At 37.6% G+C, this 21,539-nt stretch carries 22 protein-coding genes and 2 pseudogenes; 12 read left to right on the top strand and 12 right to left on the bottom strand.

All coding sequences use genetic code 11. The features are described 5' to 3' along the window. Positions 1 to 56: 56 nt before the first annotated feature. The 4 genes from M2408_RS26195 to M2408_RS26180 form a co-directional block, all read right to left on the bottom strand. Positions 57 to 785: a hypothetical protein gene (locus M2408_RS26195; protein ID WP_259187544.1), complete on the bottom strand. Its 729-nt coding sequence runs from the start codon at positions 783 to 785 to the stop codon at positions 57 to 59. 205 nt (positions 786 to 990) lie between these two features. Further along, on the bottom strand, positions 991 to 1,575 hold the full coding sequence (locus M2408_RS26190) for a hypothetical protein (RefSeq protein ID WP_259187543.1): 585 nt from the start codon (positions 1,573 to 1,575) through the stop codon (positions 991 to 993). A gap of 321 nt (positions 1,576 to 1,896) precedes the next feature. Further along, complete coding sequence (locus M2408_RS26185) at positions 1,897 to 3,783, bottom strand: right-handed parallel beta-helix repeat-containing protein (RefSeq protein WP_259187542.1); 1,887 nt, start codon at positions 3,781 to 3,783, stop codon at positions 1,897 to 1,899. A gap of 202 nt (positions 3,784 to 3,985) precedes the next feature. Next, the gene (locus M2408_RS26180) at positions 3,986 to 4,291 is read right to left on the bottom strand and encodes a hypothetical protein (protein ID WP_259187541.1); all 306 of its coding nucleotides are present in this window, start codon (positions 4,289 to 4,291) and stop codon (positions 3,986 to 3,988) included. 15 nt (positions 4,292 to 4,306) lie between these two features. On the opposite strand from M2408_RS26180, the gene M2408_RS26175 reads away from it, so the two are divergent. Beyond that, positions 4,307 to 4,744, top strand: coding sequence for a helix-turn-helix domain-containing protein (locus M2408_RS26175; RefSeq protein ID WP_259187539.1), 438 nt, complete (start codon positions 4,307 to 4,309; stop codon positions 4,742 to 4,744). Positions 4,745 to 5,212: 468 nt separating this feature from the next. Here M2408_RS26175 and M2408_RS26170 read toward each other — a convergent pair whose 3' ends face one another. Further along, positions 5,213 to 6,109, bottom strand: coding sequence for an AraC family transcriptional regulator (locus tag M2408_RS26170; protein WP_259187538.1), 897 nt, complete (start codon positions 6,107 to 6,109; stop codon positions 5,213 to 5,215). Between the two features lie 391 nt (positions 6,110 to 6,500). On the opposite strand from M2408_RS26170, the gene M2408_RS26165 reads away from it, so the two are divergent. From M2408_RS26165 to M2408_RS26420, 5 genes are all read left to right on the top strand, one after another. Then, positions 6,501 to 7,700: an aldo/keto reductase gene (locus M2408_RS26165; RefSeq protein WP_259187537.1), complete on the top strand. Its 1,200-nt coding sequence runs from the start codon at positions 6,501 to 6,503 to the stop codon at positions 7,698 to 7,700. Positions 7,701 to 7,836: 136 nt separating this feature from the next. Beyond that, positions 7,837 to 8,250 (top strand): cupin domain-containing protein, encoded by a 414-nt coding sequence (locus tag M2408_RS26160; RefSeq protein ID WP_259187536.1) that lies wholly within the window; start codon positions 7,837 to 7,839, stop codon positions 8,248 to 8,250. Positions 8,251 to 8,289: 39 nt separating this feature from the next. Then, on the top strand, positions 8,290 to 8,979 hold the full coding sequence (locus M2408_RS26155) for a carboxymuconolactone decarboxylase family protein (protein ID WP_259187535.1): 690 nt from the start codon (positions 8,290 to 8,292) through the stop codon (positions 8,977 to 8,979). A 98-nt stretch (positions 8,980 to 9,077) separates the two neighbouring features. Then, complete coding sequence (locus tag M2408_RS26150) at positions 9,078 to 10,241, top strand: MBL fold metallo-hydrolase (RefSeq protein ID WP_259187534.1); 1,164 nt, start codon at positions 9,078 to 9,080, stop codon at positions 10,239 to 10,241. A gap of 37 nt (positions 10,242 to 10,278) precedes the next feature. Then, positions 10,279 to 10,452, top strand: coding sequence for a twin-arginine translocation signal domain-containing protein (locus M2408_RS26420; protein WP_409049498.1), 174 nt, complete (start codon positions 10,279 to 10,281; stop codon positions 10,450 to 10,452). Between the two features lie 50 nt (positions 10,453 to 10,502). Here the strand turns inward: M2408_RS26420 and M2408_RS26145 are convergent, their stop codons facing one another. The 3 genes from M2408_RS26145 to M2408_RS26135 form a co-directional block, all read right to left on the bottom strand. Beyond that, positions 10,503 to 10,910, bottom strand: a complete 408-nt coding sequence (locus M2408_RS26145; RefSeq protein ID WP_259187533.1) for a DUF6630 family protein — start codon at positions 10,908 to 10,910, stop codon at positions 10,503 to 10,505. Positions 10,911 to 10,973: 63 nt separating this feature from the next. Further along, positions 10,974 to 11,675, bottom strand: a complete 702-nt coding sequence (locus M2408_RS26140; protein ID WP_259187532.1) for a PoNi-like cognate immunity protein — start codon at positions 11,673 to 11,675, stop codon at positions 10,974 to 10,976. Positions 11,676 to 12,002: 327 nt separating this feature from the next. Further along, positions 12,003 to 12,713 carry a right-handed parallel beta-helix repeat-containing protein gene (locus tag M2408_RS26135; RefSeq protein ID WP_259187531.1) on the bottom strand — a complete coding sequence of 237 codons (711 nt, stop codon included), beginning with the start codon at positions 12,711 to 12,713 and terminating at the stop codon, positions 12,003 to 12,005. 75 nt (positions 12,714 to 12,788) lie between these two features. On the opposite strand from M2408_RS26135, the gene tnpA reads away from it, so the two are divergent. Next, entirely contained in the window at positions 12,789 to 12,983 is a 195-nt protein-coding gene (gene tnpA, locus M2408_RS26130) for an IS66 family insertion sequence element accessory protein TnpA (RefSeq protein ID WP_259187530.1), read from the top strand. A 49-nt stretch (positions 12,984 to 13,032) separates the two neighbouring features. Continuing rightward, positions 13,033 to 13,260, top strand: a pseudogene (gene tnpB, locus M2408_RS26415) (IS66 family insertion sequence element accessory protein TnpB); the annotation flags it as partial. Between the two features lie 32 nt (positions 13,261 to 13,292). Here the strand turns inward: tnpB and M2408_RS26125 are convergent. After that, a pseudogene (locus tag M2408_RS26125) lies at positions 13,293 to 13,481 on the bottom strand (transposase); the annotation flags it as partial. Between the two features lie 428 nt (positions 13,482 to 13,909). On the opposite strand from M2408_RS26125, the gene M2408_RS26120 reads away from it, so the two are divergent. The 4 genes from M2408_RS26120 to M2408_RS26105 all read left to right on the top strand — a co-directional run bounded on the left by M2408_RS26120 (position 13,910) and on the right by M2408_RS26105 (position 17,137). Beyond that, positions 13,910 to 14,737 carry a bifunctional 2-polyprenyl-6-hydroxyphenol methylase/3-demethylubiquinol 3-O-methyltransferase UbiG gene (locus tag M2408_RS26120; protein ID WP_259187529.1) on the top strand — a complete coding sequence of 276 codons (828 nt, stop codon included), beginning with the start codon at positions 13,910 to 13,912 and terminating at the stop codon, positions 14,735 to 14,737. A gap of 2 nt (positions 14,738 to 14,739) precedes the next feature. Then, positions 14,740 to 14,952: a hypothetical protein gene (locus M2408_RS26115; RefSeq protein ID WP_259187528.1), complete on the top strand. Its 213-nt coding sequence runs from the start codon at positions 14,740 to 14,742 to the stop codon at positions 14,950 to 14,952. Between the two features lie 485 nt (positions 14,953 to 15,437). Next, positions 15,438 to 16,232: an AraC family transcriptional regulator gene (locus M2408_RS26110; RefSeq protein ID WP_259187527.1), complete on the top strand. Its 795-nt coding sequence runs from the start codon at positions 15,438 to 15,440 to the stop codon at positions 16,230 to 16,232. 65 nt (positions 16,233 to 16,297) lie between these two features. Further along, a complete protein-coding gene (locus M2408_RS26105) occupies positions 16,298 to 17,137 on the top strand; it encodes a hypothetical protein (protein ID WP_259187526.1) in 840 nt (279 codons plus the stop codon). A 116-nt stretch (positions 17,138 to 17,253) separates the two neighbouring features. Here the strand turns inward: M2408_RS26105 and M2408_RS26100 are convergent, their stop codons facing one another. The 3 genes from M2408_RS26100 to M2408_RS26090 all read right to left on the bottom strand — a co-directional run bounded on the left by M2408_RS26100 (position 17,254) and on the right by M2408_RS26090 (position 20,694). Beyond that, complete coding sequence (locus M2408_RS26100; RefSeq protein ID WP_259187524.1) at positions 17,254 to 17,781, bottom strand: hypothetical protein; 528 nt, start codon at positions 17,779 to 17,781, stop codon at positions 17,254 to 17,256. A 111-nt stretch (positions 17,782 to 17,892) separates the two neighbouring features. Further along, on the bottom strand, positions 17,893 to 18,042 hold the full coding sequence (locus M2408_RS26095) for a hypothetical protein (RefSeq protein WP_259187523.1): 150 nt from the start codon (positions 18,040 to 18,042) through the stop codon (positions 17,893 to 17,895). 195 nt (positions 18,043 to 18,237) lie between these two features. After that, on the bottom strand, positions 18,238 to 20,694 hold the full coding sequence (locus M2408_RS26090; protein WP_259187522.1) for a hypothetical protein: 2,457 nt from the start codon (positions 20,692 to 20,694) through the stop codon (positions 18,238 to 18,240). Positions 20,695 to 21,539: the final 845 nt, after the last annotated feature.

Raw genomic sequence — 21,539 nt, 5'->3', positions numbered from 1 at the left:
AGAATTATTAACCAGACTTACAGAAAAATAATACTGCTGGTAACAAGGGTTTTGCGTCAGGCGGACTGAAGCTCAAAACTGAACAGCAGTTCTTTAATACCATAGCCCCCGCAAAAATTGGGCGATACTGTTTTTGCATTCTTTATCCTTAATCTTTTATAGGTAGCATTGGAAACGGCATTGCGGTTGTCAATACCACTAGACCGCGAAACAGAAGTAGGTAAATTCGGAGCATTTGCATCGAGATCGACATCTGTGAGTTCAAAGTTCCCGTTCAAATTGAGAAACATGTAATTTTCAAAGTCTCCAGAATCGGTCGCTGTGGCTGGGTTTAATATAATCTTGGTTAGGTTTCGATCAATACCTTTAATCCGAGCGTTAAAGACAGGTGTGTAAGACCGATCAATTAAAAACGACCCTTTGGGAATAATCGTAAAAGAACCTGTATTTGCTGTGATGCGAAGAGCTTTGGTAAGATATGAATTAAGTACCTGCCCCTCTTGAAGACCAAAATACAAAAGGTTGATATCACTGACATAGTTATGAAAAAGCTTGATGCCACCAACAACAATTACACTCCCGCCGTCATCAGGTCCCGGATCGGGTTCATTTTGAAGGTCAACGTAGTAATAAATAATCGGTGCTGGGGTGTCCCCTTTCTTATGATAGCCTAATAGTTGTACACCTGCATAGATTGGATTGTCCCCTTTCAAACCATCTATTTCACTTAATAGCAGATTTTTCATCTGGGTCATTGTTTCTTTAATTAAAAATTGATTTGCCATATTCTTTTGTTTTAAATGATATGGGTAAAAGTATGGGGATTAAGAGGGTTATCTGAGAAAAACAAGGTGTATGTAAGCGGTATGGGTGAGATACCGAAAAGCATGGATTCAAACTAGCTTCAAAAAAGCTTCCCTCTAATTTATAGAGGGAAGAAATTGAGCTATTCAGTAGGCTGTAAAAACCAATTTAAAATCAGAAATAAGATTAATCATTTTTATCTAATGAATTTTTGATTGGCTTTTCATTACTTCTAAAAATATAAAAGCTATTGGGAATGATAGAGGAAATCGGTAAATTATAAGATATAGCAATAAAGTTTTTCTTTTGCTCTGGTGCAAGTGAGCCAAATTCCCGACCCACAGAAAAATTAAAATTTAAAACATTTATCCCAATTACTGGAGCAAACACGCTATTACTGGAACCGTCAGGTGTATTATTGGACACGGAAAAAAGGAATCCCACTTGGCCCGAAAAGCTATTTTTAAATTTCTTACTAACCACCCGATTGTTTGTATCGGTCGTAACGATCAATCTTCCTGCCCCCAAACTCACCCCTGCCCCAACTGAATTAAAGGCAGCAACCTTAGCCTCATTCCCCCTTGCGTTTTCATGGAAATTTACCCTTATCGTTGGTATCGTAAAACTGGTGTTCCATGCAGTAACCTTATATTCATTTGTAGTGCCTGGGTATAAATTTACAGGGAAATTCTCAGCAAAATCAGCGTCTGTCTGAGCATGAACCGTAAGCCCTAAAAGAGCAAAAATCGGGATTAATATCAACTTTTTCATAATATAGAATTTGGTTAAATAAAGTTTTTAATGGCTATTATCTCTTCAACAATGATTTCAATCATTTGTTTTGCAACAATAAAAATTCAGAATATGTAAGTAATCCAAATAAGTCTATTCAGTGCCCTAATCTACTTCTTCAATGGACAAAAAAGCTTCCCTCTAACCGACAGAGGAAAGCTTTTAGGCTACTTTACCTAACTAAACTATTTTTTTCTTTCCGAAAACATTAGCATGTTAACTGAAATAGTTGTTGATCATCTCCGAGAAGAAGTTGATCAAGCCACGACTAATTCCAAAATCAATTCTTTCCCATAAAAATTATGTCCGGTCCATATATCCGGTTATTTTTAGCTGATTCAGAATATCATTGACCTTAGCTTTGGTTGCATTGGTCAAAGTTAGATTGCTTGTAGCATCATTCGCATCCGGAATTACAATATCATCAACAGTACCAGTGCCATAATCGAGAATAAATTTATTGACCGCAAGATTTCGAACCTTGTTGTAGTAACTATCATCAATAGAATTCCATGCAATGGTATTTTCTGACGTACCCGGAAAATCTTCAATTCCATATTTAATTCGCTTGGCAGGGTCATCATTCTGGATAGAATTGAAAAGAACCCTATTTCCTTTTGTACTATTATTCAGATAAATTGATCTGCCTGTATTATCTGTGTAGGTAGTACCTGTATCGAAGCACCTATTGTATGAAATAGTATTATAACTACCACCATTCTGTTCAATACCTGTCGAACCAATATTAACAAGCACATTGTGATCAATGCTTCCCTTTGAACTGTGATTCCATATTCCGCGATTGGCAATATTGTAAATGTAATTGCGTTCGATTATATTGTTCACTCCCCCGCCAACAAATACACCGTAGGTAAATCCAGAAACTGTATTACCGCTAATCCGGTGATCATTCACGATGTCTTGAAGTTGGATCCCGAATGTTCCGGTGCTATCTGATGTGATCATATTGTTCAGTAAAGTACAGCTATTCGATTTGAAGATCCGAATGCCTACACAGGGATCGGTATTGGCAACAGTCTTGCGCAGCATAATATTACAGTTCTCGATTTTGACAGCAGATACACCATTGATCAAGTTTATACCGTAGGAGTTTTCTGCCTGAATAGTACATCTGTCAAATAGTACATTTTTGGTCATTGACGTAGATTCTCCCCCACCCTGTGATACTAGGAAAATCTTATCGGATTTGCAATTGGTTACAATCACTCCATCTACAGTAGCTAATGTCTCATGTGTAGAGATACATAGGCCCCAATTTACATTCCCTATGAACTCGCAGTTAGAGACTGTAATATTTTTGCAGTTCTGGTAATTATTTGGTTCAATGTCCATACCGGCCATTGGGTTTTTACCAGATGTATTTTTAAAAATACAAGACTCTACTCGAATATTTTCACAACAGATCAGCCCAGCACCATTTCTCCGATTACTGTCACAAGTGATGTTTTTGATATCTCCATTATAACAGCCTTTATTATAGCTAGTAGCAGATACATCTCCATATAAATACGTGCCGTCACCTGCACATTGTGCGATACTCCCATCCTTGATTACAAAATTCGAGGCATTCTTTAGGCCAATTCCCATACCATGCTCATGTGTGTCACCTTGATGCTCAAGATGGTCTCCGATAATCCGACCAACAACAACACTAAAATTACTAATGTTTTCGCCTCCAATTATTGCATATTGGGACAAGGCATTTGGGACCAAGGTGATCATTCCATAATTCTCGAAAGAGACATTTGATTTCAGCTCAATACAACCGCTGCTTCTGGATGCCGTCTTGGCAATAACAGTGATTTCACCATAATTTACCACACGCGCGGCCTTATTGATGTTCGCATGGTTAATTGCTTTATTGATCAAAATGGAATTGTCCTGAACAGAGGGATGTACCCCAAAATAGCTTACATCAACAGTATCAATAAACCTGTGTTTAAGCTTTGTCCCATTTACGTCGATAACACTCCCTCCATCATCTGGCCCGGGATCTGGAGTAAGTGGGGCTAGATAATAATTAATCGGCGCTTGGGTATCCCCTTTTTGATAATAGCCTAATAATTGTACCCCTTCATAAGTTCCGTTTTGTAAAGCTGTGATTTCAGCGGCTGATAATGCTTTCATAGCCGCCATCGTGTCTTTAACTAAAAATTGATTTGCCATATTCTTTTGTTTTTATGTGTAGAGCAAAAGTATGGCTGGGATCGTGGCGATCCGAGGAAAACAAGGCGTATGTAAGCGGTATGTGGGAGATACCGAAAAGTACTTATTGGATTGTCTGCTTATCAGAATTATAGAACGTCCCTATTAAGCAAAAAATGGAATATCCTTGCAAATATTCCATTTCTCCAACGGCTCAATATCATTAACTTGACTGTTGACCACTCGCTCGATCGGACTCTAATTTGGCATTAAGTTGGGTTTTATTGGCATTGACCAATGGAATTAAATCCGCATTAACCCAAGAGACCAGACCTGCGACATCTGTAGCTGTTGTATTCGAAAGATTCGCATTTGAGACATTTGCGACAGCGGAGGACTTATTGAAAAAATAGTTATTGACATCTTCTCTCCAAATACCCCTTAGATACCTAAATTTTAAGAAAATGAGCTTAGCATTAGGCAGACTGGCTAATGCCCGCTTTGTATTATCAGACAGATGAGAAACCATTCTTCATTGTCTTTGATGGCAAGTTTCATTTTTCTCAACAATGCCAAGGAACAAAAGAGCATAATTCAGATTGTAGCGATAAAAGAACAGATGGTATATCCGGCTTCCAATATTTTAGAAATGCATTGTGATTGCCTTGCGACCATCAAGCCCGTCCGCGACACTTTAGATGTCATCAACGGTAAATGGAAATTGCCGATTATTATTTCCATAGGTGTCGGATATGACCGCTTTACCGATATTCAGGAAAGTATTCCAGGCATTACACCGAAGGTTTTGGCCAAAGAACTAAAAGATCTAGAACAGCATAAACTAATCTTACGAACAGTTATCGATGAGTATCCTGTTAAGGTCTCCTATCAATTGGAACCTTATGCCGATACGTTAACACCGATAATTTACGCACTGAAAGATTGGGGCGTAAACCATCGGAAAGTTGTAACAGCAAAATAAAAAGACAACTATTGTATTGGTTGTAAACAGAATTGGCCTCAATATAATAGATCAATTAAAAACATACTTTATAAACATGACCTCATCATTCATTGGTGGTAAAATTATATTTGATCAAGTCTTGTGATTTCGAAAAAACACTGTTTAAGACTGTAATTGACGTGCTTACTTGTCGTTGCGCAGAAATTGATTGACGATTTCAATCAAGAGATTACACAACACTAAGGATTACATTTCATCACAGTTACTTAGATATTGGAACCATACAATGTTGGCTATTTTAGGAAGTGCTTGAATGAGTGGTCTAATAAATATTGTAGCTACTAGCGATAAAAAAAAGTATGTCCGTGTTGTAAATGTCCTAGATTATGCTAAAAAGCGCATTGAAAATGATCAGGATTTATAGCATTTGATAAAGAAAAGGTAATCGCAAGAAACATGCAAAATAGGGTATTTTTACGAAACTTTTCAATTTAATGACCTGTATTCAAGTGGTGTCATACCTGTTTTTTGTTTAAATAAGCGGGTAAAATGTTGCTGGTATTTAAAGCCCAAATTAAAAGCTATATCACTAATAGATATGTCACTGCTAAACAGGATTGACTTTGCCGCATCAATCACTTTGGATTGGATATAGTCTAACGCTGTATTACCAGTTTCCTTTTTGATAAGATCGCCAAAATAATTAGTGGAAAGGTGTAACTGTTCTGCGCACCAGGTTACGGTTGGCACACCTAATGTCTGGCACTTATCGGAATGGAAGTATTCAGTTAGGAGATTTTCAAATCGAACCAATATATCCTTGTTGGCATGGCTCCGGGTGATGAACTGGCGACCGTAAAACCGCATACAATAATTGAGGAACAATTCGATATTCGAAACGATCAACGTTTTGCTATGCTGATCGATGTTCTGACTTATTTCCAGAGCGATCTTTTCAAAGCAGTCATTCACAATTGACCTCTCCTTTTTAGACAGGTGTAGGGCTTCATTCACTTCATACGAAAAAAAGGTATAATCCTTCATTTTTCTTAGAAGATCTGTTCCTGCTAGCAGATCAGGATGAAATACCAGTGCCTTGCCCGAAGGTTTGATCGTTTTACCCCTGCTATCAATACCGTAAATCTGACCGGGCGAAATAAAAACCAATGTCCCATCCTCATAATCGTAGGACTGGCACCCATATTTCATGTCTCCGCATTTAATGTACTTTAAAAAAACGGCGTAAATACCCATATACCGCCTAAAATATTCATAGGTGGGCATCTCATCAAAATCAACGATGCTGACAAGCGGATGCAGAGTATCAATCCCCAAAGTCTCATTATATTGTCTAACCGTATCTATTCGCTCCACTTTTTCCATGATATTATTTTATATGACAAATTTACTAATCAAAAACATGAGCAATATACTTTTATAGCAAAATCAGTGAAAGTGGTAAATAAATCTGTGTTTTGTATAAAAAGCGGCCAACATATAGTGGCTAACTTTGTAACTAGCTGGTAAATTGGGATGTCTATCAATCCCACTTGTTCCGGTCTAATTTATACCTCAATGGTAGATAAAACAATGGCTGCCGGTCAACTGGATGCGATGTTAGCAGCTGTACCCGTTGGTCGTCTCCCGAAGAAATAGATAATGTGGTAGTATTTCTATGATAGATGCTGCAAACCTTCTATGTAGGTCATACGTTGGTACTAAATAGGGGTTACAGCATGTAATACTAGTATAGTATAAACTAAAAAATGAAGATATGAGTAACAAAACAGTACGTCAAAATAGCGAGAACGGCAACCCCTCCAACCGCCGGGATTTCTTAAAAAATACCGCCCTTTTCGGAGCGGCGGTCTGTGTTCCCACTGTATTGATATCAAGCTGTACTGGTACAGAGCAAAAAACAGCATCCTCAAACGAAAGTCAAAACAAAAATACGATGCCTGTTATTACCGAGCGCCGTATTTTAGGAAAAGGTAATGCAGCAATGGAAGTTTCGGCATTGGGTTTTGGTCTTATGGGAATGAATTACCACCGTGGCGCATATCCCGATGAAAAAGCTATGATAAAACTGGCTCATGAGGTGGTGGAGCGTGGCGTTACTCTTTTTGATACTGCTGAGACCTATGGCCCGTTCATCAACGAAGAACTGGCAGGTAAGGCTCTTGCCGAGTTTAAAGGTAAGATTGCTGTTACCACAAAATTCGGTTTCAACTATGCAGGAAACAAAAAGAACGAGATGCCCGCTGGGCCGAACAGCAAGCCCGAACGCATCCGTGAAATGGTGGAAGCATCGTTGAAACGCTTGAATATCGATGTCATAGAATTACTGTACCAGCACCGTTTAGACCCTAACGTACCTATTGAAGATGTGGCGGGAACAGTAAAAGACCTTATTGCCGAGGGAAAGGTAAAACACTTTGGTCTTTGTGAGGTCGGAGCAGAAACCATCCGCAAGGCACACGCCGTGCAGCCTGTTACAGCCATACAGAGTGAATATCATTTGATGTGGCGTGAGGTGGAAAAAGAAGTGCTACCTATATGTGAGGAGTTGGGTATCGGTTTTGTGCCGTACAGCCCGTTGAACCGTGGTTTCCTGACAGGAGCAATTAATGAATATACAAGTTTTGGTTCCGGTAACGATAACCGTAATATCCTGCCCCGGTTTACCCCCGAAGCGATACGGTCAAACCTTAGAATTGTTGAAGAACTGAACAAATTCGGACGTACAAGAGGTATAACCACTGCCCAGGTAGCATTGGGATGGCTACTGCAAAAAGCAGCGTTTATTGTTCCCATTCCCGGAACGACCAAACTCTCACATTTGGAAGAAAACCTAAGAACATTGGATTCTGCTTTTAGCGCACAGGAATGGAAAGAGCTTGAAACAGCAGTGGCAAAGATTCCTATCATCGGCGACCGTTACCCTGAATCTGAACAAAAACAGGTAGAAAAATAACCGAATAAGGCTTATACTGCCTTATTCAATAAAAATATAGTCAATGGATATTTTCAAAAATCTAAAATTGGTGATATTGTTTATAAGTATCGCATCGACAATATCAGCTTGTAGTAACAATAAAAAAACAGAAGCCATGAAAGAAGATAATAGCGTATCGCTTTTCCCAAAAGGCGACCGAGTACCCAAAGAGTGGTTTAGCGGAGACGCTTTTCTGCAACCTTTGTTAGCAAAAGATAAAAACAATGATTTCGCATTGGGTAGTGTAACCTTTGAACCTGGAGCAAGAACAAATTGGCATACCCATCCCAGTGGACAGGTATTGATTGTTACCGAGGGCAAAGGCTGGTACCAGGAAAAGGGAAAATCCGCACAGGTCATTAAGAAAGGCGATGTTATAAATATCCCTGAAGGTGTGGAACATTGGCACGGTGCATCTGCCGACAGTAAGATGATACACATTGCCATAACCAACTATAAGGGCGAGGAAAATGTAACATGGCTACAACCTGTAACCAATGAGGAATATCAACAAGTAAATACCCCATAAAATTTAAATGACATGTGCGAAAACAGGTTTTTAAAATGGATGTTAGCAGTTTTAATAATTTTTAATGCAGCAAATATGAATGCACAAAATAGAAATCAGCCTTTAGATGCCCGTCAGCAACACCTCGCCGCTATTTCGGCACTGACCGCAACCGGGGATATCGAAAAACTGAAAACACAGCTTGGCGCTGGGCTGGAAGCAGGACTTACTATAAACGAGATAAAGGAGGTATTGGTTCAGTTGTATGCCTACTGCGGTTTTCCGAGAAGCCTCAACGGCATCAACAGTTTTATGCAGATATTGGAAGAAAGGAAAAAGAAAGGGATTACTGATGTCGTTGGTAAAGAAGCTACACCGCTGACAGACAGTTCTGATACGTATGAGCGTGGAAGAAAAACGCTTGAGACCCTAACCAAAACACCGCAGTCAAAACCTGCACCGGGTTTCGGTGAGTTTGCGCCGCGTATTGATGCTTTTTTGAAAGAACATCTATTCGCCGACATCTTTGACAGCGATGTCCTGAACTATCAGCAAAGGGAAATCGTAACGATTGCTGCTTTAGCAGCCATGCAGGGTACAGATGGTCAATTACAGGCACATATAGGAATGGGTATAAATACAGGCATTACCGCAGAACTGGTGAAAGAAGTGTTTGACATCATTGAAAACGCAGTAGGCCGGGAACGAGCTGAAACTGCACGGGTAGTCCTCTCAAAAATTAAGAAGTAAAAAACGTTAATAAATAGTATATGTCGAATGATATGTTTAAATATAAGTGCTTCAAGCGGTCACTGTGGGTGGCTCTGGCATTTGTAGTCTTTTTTTGTATGAATAATACCCTCCACGCACAACAACAGGAAATGATGGTGCGCATTTCAGAAATCGAGATACATCCGCAGCATCTGGAGGAATACAAAATAATCCTAAAGGAGGAAGCCGAAGCATCGGTGAGGCTTGAAAAAGGCGTAATTGCCATCTTCCCGATGTTCCAGAAGGACAATCCAACGCAGGTACGGATATTGGAAATGTACAAAGACCAGGAGGCCTACCAATCCCATTTAAAAACCGAGCATTTCCTCAAGTACAAAACAACCACGCTCCACATGGTCAAGGCATTAAAACTTGTAGATATGGATGCGCTAGATCCGGATGCTGCGGTACAAATTTTCAAAAAGGTGCCAGCTAATAAAAAATATCAGGCTACTCCACCTGCTCCAAAGCCATTTGGAGCCGAAGCATTTCAAAAATCCGATAAAACAGTTATCCGATGGATGGGCAATGGCGGCTTTTTTATAAACAGCCGTGGAACTACGCTGATGGTAGACCCATTATTAAAAGGATTTGATATGCCCGTGCTGTTCAATTCGCCTATAGAACCCAAAGACATCCCCCATCTGGATGCCGTATTGATAACCCATAGCGATAATGATCATTACAGTATCCCAACGTTAAAAGAACTGTCCCCTGTCACCAAGATATTCCATTCTACAGTCTACGTTGATTCATTAATGAAAAACGAAGGTTTTAGATCGAAAGGACACCGCATTGGTGACCAGTTTAAAGTTAGACAGGTAAAGGTTAGGCTAACGCCTGCCGATCATGATTGGCAGAATCAAAACCCCACTCGGACAAGGAATTTTTTGAAAGAAGATTTCGCCGGATTCCTCCTCGATACACCCGATGGCACGATATGGGCACAAGGAGATTCAAGACTAATGCAAGAGCATCTCAACCTCCCTGCGCCGGACGCTATATTCTTTGATTTTTCGGACAATGAATGGCACTTTACGCTCGAAGGTGCACTTAAAATAGCAAATGCATATCCAGATACGCCACTGTTATTGTCACATTGGGGAACAATTGATGCACCCGATTTCACGCCATTTAACGCAGATCCTGAAAAACTAAAAAGATTGGTCAAAAATCCTGAACGCGTGATTGTGTTAGCGCCTGGAGAGGAATATACGCTGAAACCACTCAAAAAGCCCTAAAAACGGGCGAATAGTTATCGACAAAAATGTTAATCCAATGGAAAAGAGCAATAAACAATCGTCAAGAAGAGAATTTTTGCAGCATACGGCGTTAGCCGGAGCAGGCTTGATGCTTGCGTACCCTTTGAGCCTGTTTTCTCAAATTAATCATTCTCCGATTATGAACAGAACAAGTGAAAAACACAGGAAAGCGAAAACTGGGAACGCTTGAAGTTTCCCCGATAGGACTTGTTTGCCTACCGGTGGTAGGTTATTGCAATTTCAATATTTTTTAATCCTGGGATCCAGGGATAAAAGCTGCTGTTGATATTCAGCTGGAGCCATTACGATTAAATAGCTGTCACTATCAATATCCAGATTAAAAATGATGTAATTTAAACTTTCAAGGATTGAGTTTATCTTTGGAAAAAATGCGTCTGTATCTAAACCATATAAATGAGCATCATCATTGTGTTCCCTTGAACTTCCCCACTTTAATAGTAAATTTTGAATAATGGAATTCACAGAACTGTAATTTTCTTTCCAATCAATTTCAAAAGCATATCCTTTTTCGATAAGGTTATCTAACATGGCCAGCCAGACCATATCCTGACGCTCGTCGGGCATTCTGAAATACGTATCTTCGTACATGAACGGATCATGTGATACAGTATTGAGATACTGAATCATGAAATCTCTGTCGGTCTAATTTGCGACAAGAAGTTCAATATCTTCTACATATTTCATGTGACATCATTTCCAGTGAACCACATCGTAAGGATAGTATTGATGTTGTTTTAGATTAGTATCATCTAAACCTAAGATTTTAACTAGAGCTCCGCTTTCAAAACTCCAATATCCGAAGAATACTTCATTTTTGTTTTTATCATTATCAAACCAATAAGTTGATTTCATTTTTTTGTACCATTTGGTGTCCAGGTAATTCTTCAATTCATTAATGTCTCTAGTGACATAAAAATCTTTTAGAAAACCAAATTCTTTGGTATATGTCAATGGAGAATCAGTAGCTCTGCCGGAAAGTTTAGAAGCAATAATAATATCATAAATATAATCTTTATGATTATTCTCGTCCAATACAGCAGTTATTTTTTTAAAATTCTCTTCGTCAGTATCCAATAATACTCCTAATGAGAGCATCCAAAGCATTAATATATAATCATCAAACTTGATACCTGAAGTTCCGCTTTGCCATCCTGTTTTTAATCTATCTATAACTTTTAAAAAATCCACCTGGATTTCAGGGATAGGATATCCAGCAGAATATTTCGCGATTGTTGTATGAAGACTTGTTGTAAAAATCTGGCGGTTGACAGCCGGAATCCTGTCTTCCTTGGTAGCTCCAGATTGTAGTGCCTGTTCATAGAATTCAATGTCCTCATTATTTAATGCGATGTAATTTTCAAAATATGTTGAGTTTTTAAAATTAGTTCTCATATTGTTTATTTCATTAGTGGTAATAAAGATAAAAGTATTAAGAAATTTTAATAATTTATTAATTCGTATGGCTGACATTACAGAGTTATGGATGTTCTTTGAGGTCGTTAGAGTGTGATTACAGCCATGATTTAGCAAGTAATTTTTGTGGCTTAATTACGGCAGTAATTTATAATATACTTGAAAATGAGGTTTAAAAGTGGCTGGGGCGAGTTCGTTCGAATCTGAGTAGATAACTATTGATCATTTCCTAGAAAATGTTGATCAAACCCTAACCATAGAAAAAGGTCAGTCCTTTATCTTACGATATAATTCATTCTATTTACCTTAAATACCTACATTGTTTGAGATTTTCATCCGATCCTGTATTACGCCATTCTGTATCGTAATTTTATTGCCAACGGCATCCTCAAAATCATTATCAGCTATAATATACTTGGGATTTCGAGCGGGCAAGTTAGACTCAACAATTACTGACTTACTCATCAGCTTAGGGCTCTTATTATCCCTAGTGGTACAGCCTATTATTTTAACCGCATCGGTAGCATTATTAAAATAGAACGCCGATACACCCGGATTTGTAATCTTCAAACCGCTAATAAGTACATCTTTGCAATCTGTAAAGCCTGCTCCATAATTACCGATATTGGAGATATAACCTCCCTGTACGTGAATATCATTGCATAGCGTAAACTGCATTCCGCGAGAGGTATTGATCTTATCAATCTTTAAATTGTTAACTGTAATCCGATTGGAATAGGTAGCCAAAACTCCGGTGCTCTGACTATTGCTAATATAAATATCGGACATTGTAATATCATCATGTGAACAGAAAGCTTCTCCCTGTACCCTTAGCCCCTCACCATTGACAGTCGTCTGAATTTTATTGATACTGATATTGCTCAACACTAGATTCTTGCATTTTAACAGATCTTGCGACTGTCCCTGCCCTTGTTGCTGGAATTGGTCATCTAAATAGGTATATAATAATCCTTCGGAAGATACGCTGTATATATGTATCCGTCCTACCAAGTACATATTGACTTAGATTACCACGGTTGTTAGCTTTGTTGCTATGAATAACATTCAAGAAAAACGTAGCGTATGCTGTCTATGATAGCAGACTGGCAGCAAAGCGGAAAAAGTAAGAAAGCTTACTGTATGGAAAATGGGATCAATGAAGCGACCTTTTATTATTGGTTTTCTCGCAGTAAAGAAAATCACACAGGCGGCGGCAGCTTTATAACAATTGATAAGGCCCAAGAAAGAGCGATGTTGAGATTATTTATCCCAATGGTGTGCGTATAAAGACTGAAAATGATCTTGCCCTTTTATTACAGCTGATCCGTCTTTACTGATGTTTGCACTGGGATCCTCGCACCATTTTTATCTTTATGATGGCTTTTGCGACATGCGAAAATCATTCGACGGGCTCTGCGGACTGATCGGTTCAGGGATGCAGCGTCAGGCTACCAGCGGTGAGGTTTTCGTATTTTTGAACCGTAGCCGTACGCATATGAAGCTGCTGCACTGGGAAAAAGGAGGCTTTGTACTTTATTATAAACGTCTGGAGAGCGGCACCTTCATGCCGCCGAACGTAAAAAATGGAGAATTGTCCTGGGCATTCTCCTCTTCCAGCTGCCGCAATTTGTGCAATTCAGGAACACCTAAACCACCGTATTTTTTCTTCCAGTTGAAAAATGTCGCCTGTGGAAAGTCCATTTGTCGGCATATTTCTTCCACTTGGGTCTCGGACTGACGTAGTGCGAAAGCTATCTGTGCCTCGGTAAACTTTGATCTTTTCATCGTTTTTCCTCCTATTTAAAATTAGCAATTCATGCCCGAATTCTCTACTTTTAAAATGTCCTGTTTTGCGGGGGGAGGTCACCAAACGAATGAAGAAAAAAGAAAAGGAGAAGATTATAAATAGCATTTTTACTGTTCGTCAAGACCAAAGAGCAGAAAATTTCTATGTAATTAAAAGGAATAAGTTGTAAAAAATTTCTATTTTTGTAGTCTGTTATACTATATCTAACATATTATCTGCGTCTTAACAAAAAAAGACGAACTCGAAAAAGAGTAATTAATGCATGAAATCTTTTGATTTTACTGCACAGATAATTGTATCCACTTATTTTATTAAATCATAAACAAACAATTGATTAGTGAGTCGATTGTCTCATCATTTTACGATGTATTCAGCATCCAAAAATGATGATAATACAAGGAATATAATGAATAGTAAACAGTTAATAAGTAGAGAAATAGAGATATTCTACAATAAAGCATCCGAAGAAACCCGACTTGATAAGGGAATGGGTGTATTTGAGTTTGAAAGAATCAAATCACTTATAGAAAAACATATTTTATCTTCACCTTTAACAATAATTGATATCGGTGGCGGTACAGGAAAGTATTCGGAATGGCTTGCAAAGAAAGGACATAAGGTTCATTTGGTAGAGCCAGTTTCAAAACATATAAAAATAGCCCGAAACAGAGCTAATAAATTGAAAAACAAATTTTCTGTACACATAGGAGAATCTCGAAAATTGGAATTCTCAAATAACTATGCAGACCTTATTATACTACACGGCCCTCTTTATCACCTTCAAAAGAAAGAAGACAGGGATTTAGCCATTTTTGAAGCCAAACGAGTTTTGAAAAACAACGGAATTATATTAGGTTTCGCCATTAATTATACTGCATCAACTTTGGCAGGTCTTTTAAATGGCTTAATTCACAAAAAGTCATTTTTTGAAATGTGTAAACAAGAACTGACAGTTGGCAAACATAATCCGCCCGATGATTTCCCCTGGCTTTTAGCCGAAGCATTTTATCATAAACCTGAACAGCTAAAGGATGAATTTATAAATCAACAATTAACCTATCTTAATACCTATGCGGTTGAAGGCATGGCGTGGCTGGACAAAGACTTTTTTGCTAATATGATGAACTGCAGAAGGCGGAAAGGATTGATAGAACTTATCCAAATAACTGAAAATGACAGTTATCTTCTACCATTCAGTCCCCATATGATGATCGCTGTACAAAAAAAGATATAATTATGGAAAATAAAGAGAAATATTACAAAGCACTAATAGACAATGCTGGTCACCTAAACGAAATTGACCTCGGAGAAAAAATAGGATTGAACGAAAATGAAACCAACGAAATAATTGCACAGCTTCTGTCTGAATATAAAATTGAATATACAGAAAACAAAGCCTGTAATTACAGTCCGACGAAAAGAACGAAGAAAAAAAATATTAGTAGGTAACCGAAAGACAATATACGTGCAAGAATTCTTGGGGTCGATAAAGAAAGATACTGTCTCATAAAGTGTGTAATTTATAGAAATGCGGAGTTTGAAAGGACTTCGCATTTTTTATTTACTAACTTTATAAGAGTATGATTGACAAGGAGTCACTATTAAACGACAAGGAGTTCTTAAAGAGTTTTAAGGACGGTTTACAGCGAAAGCCTTGATAGTTAAAAAATGGGTAACTCAATATATAAATGTGTTACTTATAAATGTGTTACTTATAAATGTGTTACTTACATCTCTTTCTATGTAACTTAGGGCTTCCACCGCATTGATTTCAGCCTGTTATTGATCCAATAGGAGACGATAAATAAAAAAATATTTCAGACATTTCCATTTATAGGGTGATTTGATGTATCTTAATTCTACATATTCCGAATAAAATGGAAGTATCACTTTAATGACTTTTACTAAAATTTACTGATTAATCTTAGGTTGGTATGATAGAATTTAGATCTCCACAAAATGAAAAATTACTTAATTACATTGAGGGCTACTATTATTTATCAGCAAAAGATGAAAAATTACCACACTATCTAACTTTTCCAAATAACTATACTATCGTTACGTTTATTAAAAATGGTTCTGTTCAAATAAAGGATGAAATTATTCATATTACAAAATCAGAGGGGAACTCACTATTGAGTGTAATCACTCAATACAAACGACCCTTGGAAATTAGGTATTTAGACCCTGTAGAAGAGATTACTCTCTATTTAAAACCTGGCGCTTTGGCTTGCCTTTTCCCAGAAGTAATCAAAAACTCCCAAACTAAAACAATTTTTGATTGCGACAATCATCTCTTAAAAAAGGAGTTCAATAAAATTTCTGATAATCAAGGAGGCAAGGATATAAATATTGAAATTGAGAAATTCCTAGCCAATAGAATTTGCTCTGAAATTGACCGTCTATTAGTGGATCTGATTAAGAGATTAAACAGTAATCAAACAATTAGTGAAATTTCATTTGAGCTAAATCTTTCCCGACAATATATCAGCAATTATTTTAAAGATGGTATAGGGAAATCGCCGACTGAATTTAGGACAATATCGAGATTTCGTAATGCAATCAAAAGTCATGTTGTGGATGAGACTCTCACAAAATTAACCTATGAAAATTCCTTTTTCGATCAGGCTCATTTCAACAAGTATTTTAAATTATTGACGTCCTATAAACCCAAAGATTTTTTTAAGCAGACTCAAGGCAATAATAAAGTCGTTTGGCTGATTATTTAAGTTTACATTTTTACAATTCCTAATAGTAGATCGAGGTTAAATTTGAATGTAAATTAGCATATCAAATGAAAACAAAATTAGTATCAATAATTATTATCTCAATTCTTATTGCTTCCTGCAAGACAAGGGTTGCTCCAAAATTCATGATCGACAACGATGGAATTTTAGTAGAAAAATTTGACTCAACGAATGTTGACGAGAATAAATACAATCTCGATAACGAAATTTATGTCACTGGAACAAAGTTAATCTATAGCTATAAGCACATCGGGATTGATAAACAGGAATATTTCATCGGAAAAATAGGCAAATCAGGAAAAACAACGAATGAATGGGAATTCATCCCAATAGAAAGAAAGAATGATTCTACCATTCTTAATGTTACAATAATACCACTGAATGGCAATGCTTTCAAAGCGAGTATACCAGACTACAATCAAACTAATTTCCTCTATAACTTCTTAAATACCGGAGGACAATCAATTGGAAAAGAAATAACTGGGGTAATTGAAAATAAAAAGAACATTTGGATACATCCTCCTCGATTTGCACTTTTTTCCATTCTAGAGCTAAATCCATTTCCATATATTTCATTTCCCACTAAAAATGGTAAAAAATGGAATTGGCATTTGAGCATAGGAGATCATTGGTCAAATGTCAGGTGGAAAAAATGGGTAGGACGTATAGAAAATGATTACATTTATGAAATACTTGAGCGTAAAAAATTAAAAACAAAGTTTGGAGAGATTAAATGCGTTGTTTCAAGGGCAACTGCCAACAGCCAACTGGGGAAGACATTTTTGACTTCGTATTTTAATGAAAAATATGGATTCTTAAAATTGGAATACATCAATATAGACGGTTCTCAAACAATATTTGAATTAGAGAAGGTCATAAAAAATTAAATTATGCCTCGCCTGTATAGACCACCTCCAGTAACTCGTTGAATGGAGTGGATTAAAGAATAATATTTCCAATTCATTACACGAGCGGGATTAAAGGAGTTAAATTCTGTTAGGAATTATGTTTCAATTGTAGAGAACAAAAGATGCTGTATTGATAGAGGGTTTTCACCATCTGCTTCAAAGATATCAATCTTAGCTTGCAGCAAAGCCTCATCCTTAATAATACGATGCAGAGGGAAAACAATTTTCACTTTATTCCCCAGCTTTTCAGATACATAGAAATCGGCATCGCTCACAGAATTAAACGATTTATCCAAGTTGGACAGATCCATAATCCTGATTGCATAATAGGGTAAAATAACACTAACAAATAAAGAGTATAAGGTGTTATCATTTTGCTGCTGGCTAAAGGAAAAGTGATACGACGGACTTCCTCCCATAAAGGAGTAATCCCAGATTTCAGCAGAAAGATCGGATAGGGAATCTTTCAACTGCTCCCATTGCCTACGGTCTGACCATGCTGATTCGATACATAGTTTCCGATTATTAAAAGCTTCCGACCCAACATAAGTCTCTGTATCATCCAAGGAAACACCTGCCGGATAAAACTCTTTTAATTGCTCTATTATTTGTTCTTTTTGCATCTAAGACTTATTCACTGTTAAGCTCCCAGTTCTTAATCCTGCATGGGCATTTGTCCCCATTCTATTGGCTATTCACGCAAGATTCGAGCCAAGCTGTGCGTTAACGTAATACTAGATAAGCAGTACTGGAGCATCCCCTTTTTCGTAATAGCCCAATAGTTGTACTCCGTCGTAGGTCCCGTTTTGTAAAGCTGTGATTTCAGCGGCTGATAAGCCTTGCATAGCTGCCATTGTTTCTTTAATTAAAAATTGATTTGCCATATTCTTTTGTTTTTATGTGTATAGCAAAAGTATATTTGACGAGAGCGCTATCTGAGGAAAACAAGGTGTATGTAAGCGGTATGTGGGACATACCGAAAAGTACACAACGTTATCCATTTTAGTGAGATTACGTTGAACACAAAATGCGGTACTTTTTGGAGTACCGCATTTATATCTTCTATGCTTGTTGAGTGACTAGTGTGCCAAAACTCCTGCTGTTCGCAGCTTGGTCTTCAAGTCTCGCAATTCAGTCAATATACCTTGCACTTCCGATTGTGTATAACTTACTCCGGGCAGGACGGCACTGTCAAGAGCAACAGCAGACTGATTGACCAGGCCCTTTGCAAGATCTGAGGCATTACCCAATACATCTTCATTTTTATACCGGAATAGATGATTAATGGTATTGGCCTGTGCAATAGCATAGCCTGAATAGAGTACTGGAGCCACAATATTTTTATTTAGAGCCAACTGAAATACATTCATATTGATAAATAATCTAAAACCAGTAGCAAGTGTAGTCCCCAATGCATTGATCGTATCCTCAACGGAGGCTCGTGTAAATACATTATTCACTATAAAATGAAATCCATGATTGCCCCTATTCACTCTAAAATAGTTATTGACATAACAATCGATAAAAGAGTTGGATTCAATCACAAAAGTAGGTGTGCTATTTCCTCCGAGCGTCTCAATAATCGGATAATTGACTTTACCAATATTCTTAAATATATTACGTAAAATATTGGCCCGTACCCCAGCTCCTGTATTCCGTATGGTAATAAGGCTATTATCTGACTGTTCGGCTATCGGCTCCAATCCGTTGAATGTATTTCCGACGATATTAGCCAGCTGACACCCTACGGGGACATTGATCAGCGATTCATTAACAACATTGGGTCTCGATCGCAAATCGAACGTATTATTGATATAATCCAACTTTTCCATTGCAATGTTTTTTGAACCCAGATATCCCGCATAACCTCTAAAATAACAGTTTTCAAAGGCCAAAGACTTCAACTGGGTTACAGTATTTCCCGTTGCTACCGTACAAACGCCAACATCGTAGACAGAAACATGATCAAGCTTGATATCAAGATCCGGACAAGCAAATGGAATATTAAGAAAGCTTAGTTTGACGCCATTTAATCCTCTCAATTCGGTGTTGTTGACCCAAAATCTTTTCATTAAAGATAAATCAGTAAAAGTATTGCTTAGATTGATTACGTGTAAATTAGTCTGCCCAGTACTATAGCTCGCATCAGATTCGATATAGGAGTTGTTCATCTGAAAAGACGCCGCACAAACGGAAACATCTCCTGAATAGTTGCCAATTTTTGTTGGATAAGACCGAAGTCCCGCAACGGTAACATTACCAGCTCTTGCTACTCCTAGATTGCTGATCAAATTATCACGCATTTCATTATTTTCGAGATAAATATGATCAATCCTAGATGTTTCTAACGGAAATGGATTGTACATCGCCAATGCCTGATAATTATCGGTAAAGACCGAGTTGGTAATTTTCACATCGATAACCTTTCCTACCTTAATTTTGCCATCTTTATTTGGATTGGGCTCAAGGTCTATCCCTGCCATAGGAAGTGTCCCGTAGGTTTGAGAAAATAAGCAATGGTCAACTTCAATCGTACTACAGTTTATCAGGGATAGCCCCTGTCTCCTATTGTCAATAAATTGAACGTTATGATATTTAACCATTTCACTCGGTTTGTTGTTGCCCTGATCTTCATCACCGCCCACAGCCGATCCGTCGCCCCAAAACTCGCGTAAAGTCAGGTCACTGATACGTACATTGCTTGATGAATAAATATAGATACCATGTCCCCACTCTCCTAGTTTTTCTTCAATAAGCTCTAGCTTCATAAACTGGTTCTCTTCGGATGATCCCGAAGGCGTTCCTAGTAAAAATTTATCTCCGATTACTGAACTCTTGGTGACACTTGGATCCTTCTCCATGCGGCCAAGCTGTATTACTTTATAACCATAAGAATTTAGGGTAACATAGTCTCCCAATTGATAGTTACCATTAAACCGGTCAAAATGCTTGTAATAGATATTAAGACCTGCTGCGGGCCTTTTATGTTTGTATCCGATGAGCGTTCCCGTACCTTCAAAAGATACATTGGTTGCGTTTCGAACCAGAAACATACTGGCATTGCCATTTGTACTCGGCCGATGCCGTATCACCCCGTTGATAATAACATTGGTATTATTTACTACTTTAATTGTCCCGTCGTTCCAGCCAATTCCCATATCCATCGTAAAGTCTGTGTTGTAGTCAAACAGAATCTCTTTGCCAGCATTATGGACAAAGATGTTATTGACAAGCTGTGGATCATTAATGTAGGCAGCGCCGCTCCGCAAACCAAAATACCGTACATCTATGACTGTTTCAAAAGTGTGCAGCAACTTTGTTGTCCCCACTGAGATTATGCTTCCGCCATCATCTTCTCTGGGATCGGGAGTCGTTGGGGCTAGATAATAATTAATCGGTGCCGGGGTATCCCCTTTTTCATAATAGCCTAATAGCTGAACTCCCTCATAAGTTCCGCTTTGTAAAGCTGTAATTTCAGCAGCAGATAAGCCTCGCATAGCTGCCATTGTTTCTTTAACTAAAAATTGATTTGCCATATTCTTTTGTTTGTATGTGTATAGCAAAACTATGGCTCTTGATGAGGCTATCTGAGGAAAACTAGGAGTATGTAAGCGGTATCGGGGAGATACCGAAAAGTCTATTTCATTCTCGAGACTCTGAACAAATACTCCAAACAAAAAAGCTTCCCTCTAACCGGTAGAAGGAAAGGTTACAAAAGAAAAATTTGCTAGCGGTCCTAAGCTCTAAAAATATATTAATAGTCTTTATCCATCGCATTTCCTAAATGATGGTACTTCAAACTTAAATTATTTAAGATCCGATTTTCAAAGTTTTTTATCACAGTTTTTCTTACTATAATCTCCTCTTTATTTTCAGGCTTGTGATTAATTCCTATCACTCTACCATCACGATTTTTAACAGATATAAGCAATAATTTTGTATTTGATTCAGATGAGTTTGGAATTAATACAAAATAACTTTCACCGTTTTTATCATCATCAATATACCCCTCTTAAAAATAGAGACTGTCTTTATCAATTTTAAATATAGAATCTTGGGATTTTGAGTTTTGCGAAGCATTAAACAATTTAATCCTCTGCGTCAGTGAATCTTTTGAGATCTCAAATTGGTACCTTTCAGCCATTAGGTTACTACTACCTGCAGCGATAAAGTCGCATGCATTTATAATAATAATTATGAGAGTCAATAGAAGTATCACTTGAAAAGTTCTTATCTTATTCATAGCATTTTAACTTAAATGTGACCAGATTTTGGACATAAGTATCTTTCTCGTTTTCATCTTTCGAATTATCTGAACCAGTATAATATGATCCAAAATAATTATTAGTTTTATTTCTGATTTTTTTTCTTTGGATGATCC

This window comes from Sphingobacterium sp. BIGb0165, assembly GCF_024810095.1.
Taxonomy (GTDB): domain Bacteria; phylum Bacteroidota; class Bacteroidia; order Sphingobacteriales; family Sphingobacteriaceae; genus Sphingobacterium; species Sphingobacterium detergens.
This window is presented reverse-complemented; position numbering and strand designations above follow the sequence as displayed.

What these genes read in the sequence shown, in the direction of transcription:
- M2408_RS26195 (WP_259187544.1), bottom strand. Translation starts at nt 785, where the DNA reads ATGGCAAATCAATTTTTAATTAAAGAAACAATGACCCAGATGAAAAAT.
- M2408_RS26190 (WP_259187543.1), bottom strand. Translation starts at nt 1,575, where the DNA reads ATGAAAAAGTTGATATTAATCCCGATTTTTGCTCTTTTAGGGCTTACG.
- M2408_RS26185 (WP_259187542.1), bottom strand. Translation starts at nt 3,783, where the DNA reads ATGGCAAATCAATTTTTAGTTAAAGACACGATGGCGGCTATGAAAGCA.
- M2408_RS26180 (WP_259187541.1), bottom strand. Translation starts at nt 4,291, where the DNA reads ATGGTTTCTCATCTGTCTGATAATACAAAGCGGGCATTAGCCAGTCTG.
- M2408_RS26175 (WP_259187539.1), top strand. Translation starts at nt 4,307, where the DNA reads ATGGCAAGTTTCATTTTTCTCAACAATGCCAAGGAACAAAAGAGCATA.
- M2408_RS26170 (WP_259187538.1), bottom strand. Translation starts at nt 6,109, where the DNA reads ATGGAAAAAGTGGAGCGAATAGATACGGTTAGACAATATAATGAGACT.
- M2408_RS26165 (WP_259187537.1), top strand. Translation starts at nt 6,501, where the DNA reads ATGAGTAACAAAACAGTACGTCAAAATAGCGAGAACGGCAACCCCTCC.
- M2408_RS26160 (WP_259187536.1), top strand. Translation starts at nt 7,837, where the DNA reads ATGAAAGAAGATAATAGCGTATCGCTTTTCCCAAAAGGCGACCGAGTA.
- M2408_RS26155 (WP_259187535.1), top strand. Translation starts at nt 8,290, where the DNA reads ATGTTAGCAGTTTTAATAATTTTTAATGCAGCAAATATGAATGCACAA.
- M2408_RS26150 (WP_259187534.1), top strand. Translation starts at nt 9,078, where the DNA reads ATGAATAATACCCTCCACGCACAACAACAGGAAATGATGGTGCGCATT.
- M2408_RS26420 (WP_409049498.1), top strand. Translation starts at nt 10,279, where the DNA reads ATGGAAAAGAGCAATAAACAATCGTCAAGAAGAGAATTTTTGCAGCAT.
- M2408_RS26145 (WP_259187533.1), bottom strand. Translation starts at nt 10,910, where the DNA reads ATGATTCAGTATCTCAATACTGTATCACATGATCCGTTCATGTACGAA.
- M2408_RS26140 (WP_259187532.1), bottom strand. Translation starts at nt 11,675, where the DNA reads ATGAGAACTAATTTTAAAAACTCAACATATTTTGAAAATTACATCGCA.
- M2408_RS26135 (WP_259187531.1), bottom strand. Translation starts at nt 12,713, where the DNA reads ATGTACTTGGTAGGACGGATACATATATACAGCGTATCTTCCGAAGGA.
- tnpA (WP_259187530.1), top strand. Translation starts at nt 12,789, where the DNA reads ATGATAGCAGACTGGCAGCAAAGCGGAAAAAGTAAGAAAGCTTACTGT.
- M2408_RS26120 (WP_259187529.1), top strand. Translation starts at nt 13,910, where the DNA reads ATGAATAGTAAACAGTTAATAAGTAGAGAAATAGAGATATTCTACAAT.
- M2408_RS26115 (WP_259187528.1), top strand. Translation starts at nt 14,740, where the DNA reads ATGGAAAATAAAGAGAAATATTACAAAGCACTAATAGACAATGCTGGT.
- M2408_RS26110 (WP_259187527.1), top strand. Translation starts at nt 15,438, where the DNA reads ATGATAGAATTTAGATCTCCACAAAATGAAAAATTACTTAATTACATT.
- M2408_RS26105 (WP_259187526.1), top strand. Translation starts at nt 16,298, where the DNA reads ATGAAAACAAAATTAGTATCAATAATTATTATCTCAATTCTTATTGCT.
- M2408_RS26100 (WP_259187524.1), bottom strand. Translation starts at nt 17,781, where the DNA reads ATGCAAAAAGAACAAATAATAGAGCAATTAAAAGAGTTTTATCCGGCA.
- M2408_RS26095 (WP_259187523.1), bottom strand. Translation starts at nt 18,042, where the DNA reads ATGGCAAATCAATTTTTAATTAAAGAAACAATGGCAGCTATGCAAGGC.
- M2408_RS26090 (WP_259187522.1), bottom strand. Translation starts at nt 20,694, where the DNA reads ATGGCAAATCAATTTTTAGTTAAAGAAACAATGGCAGCTATGCGAGGC.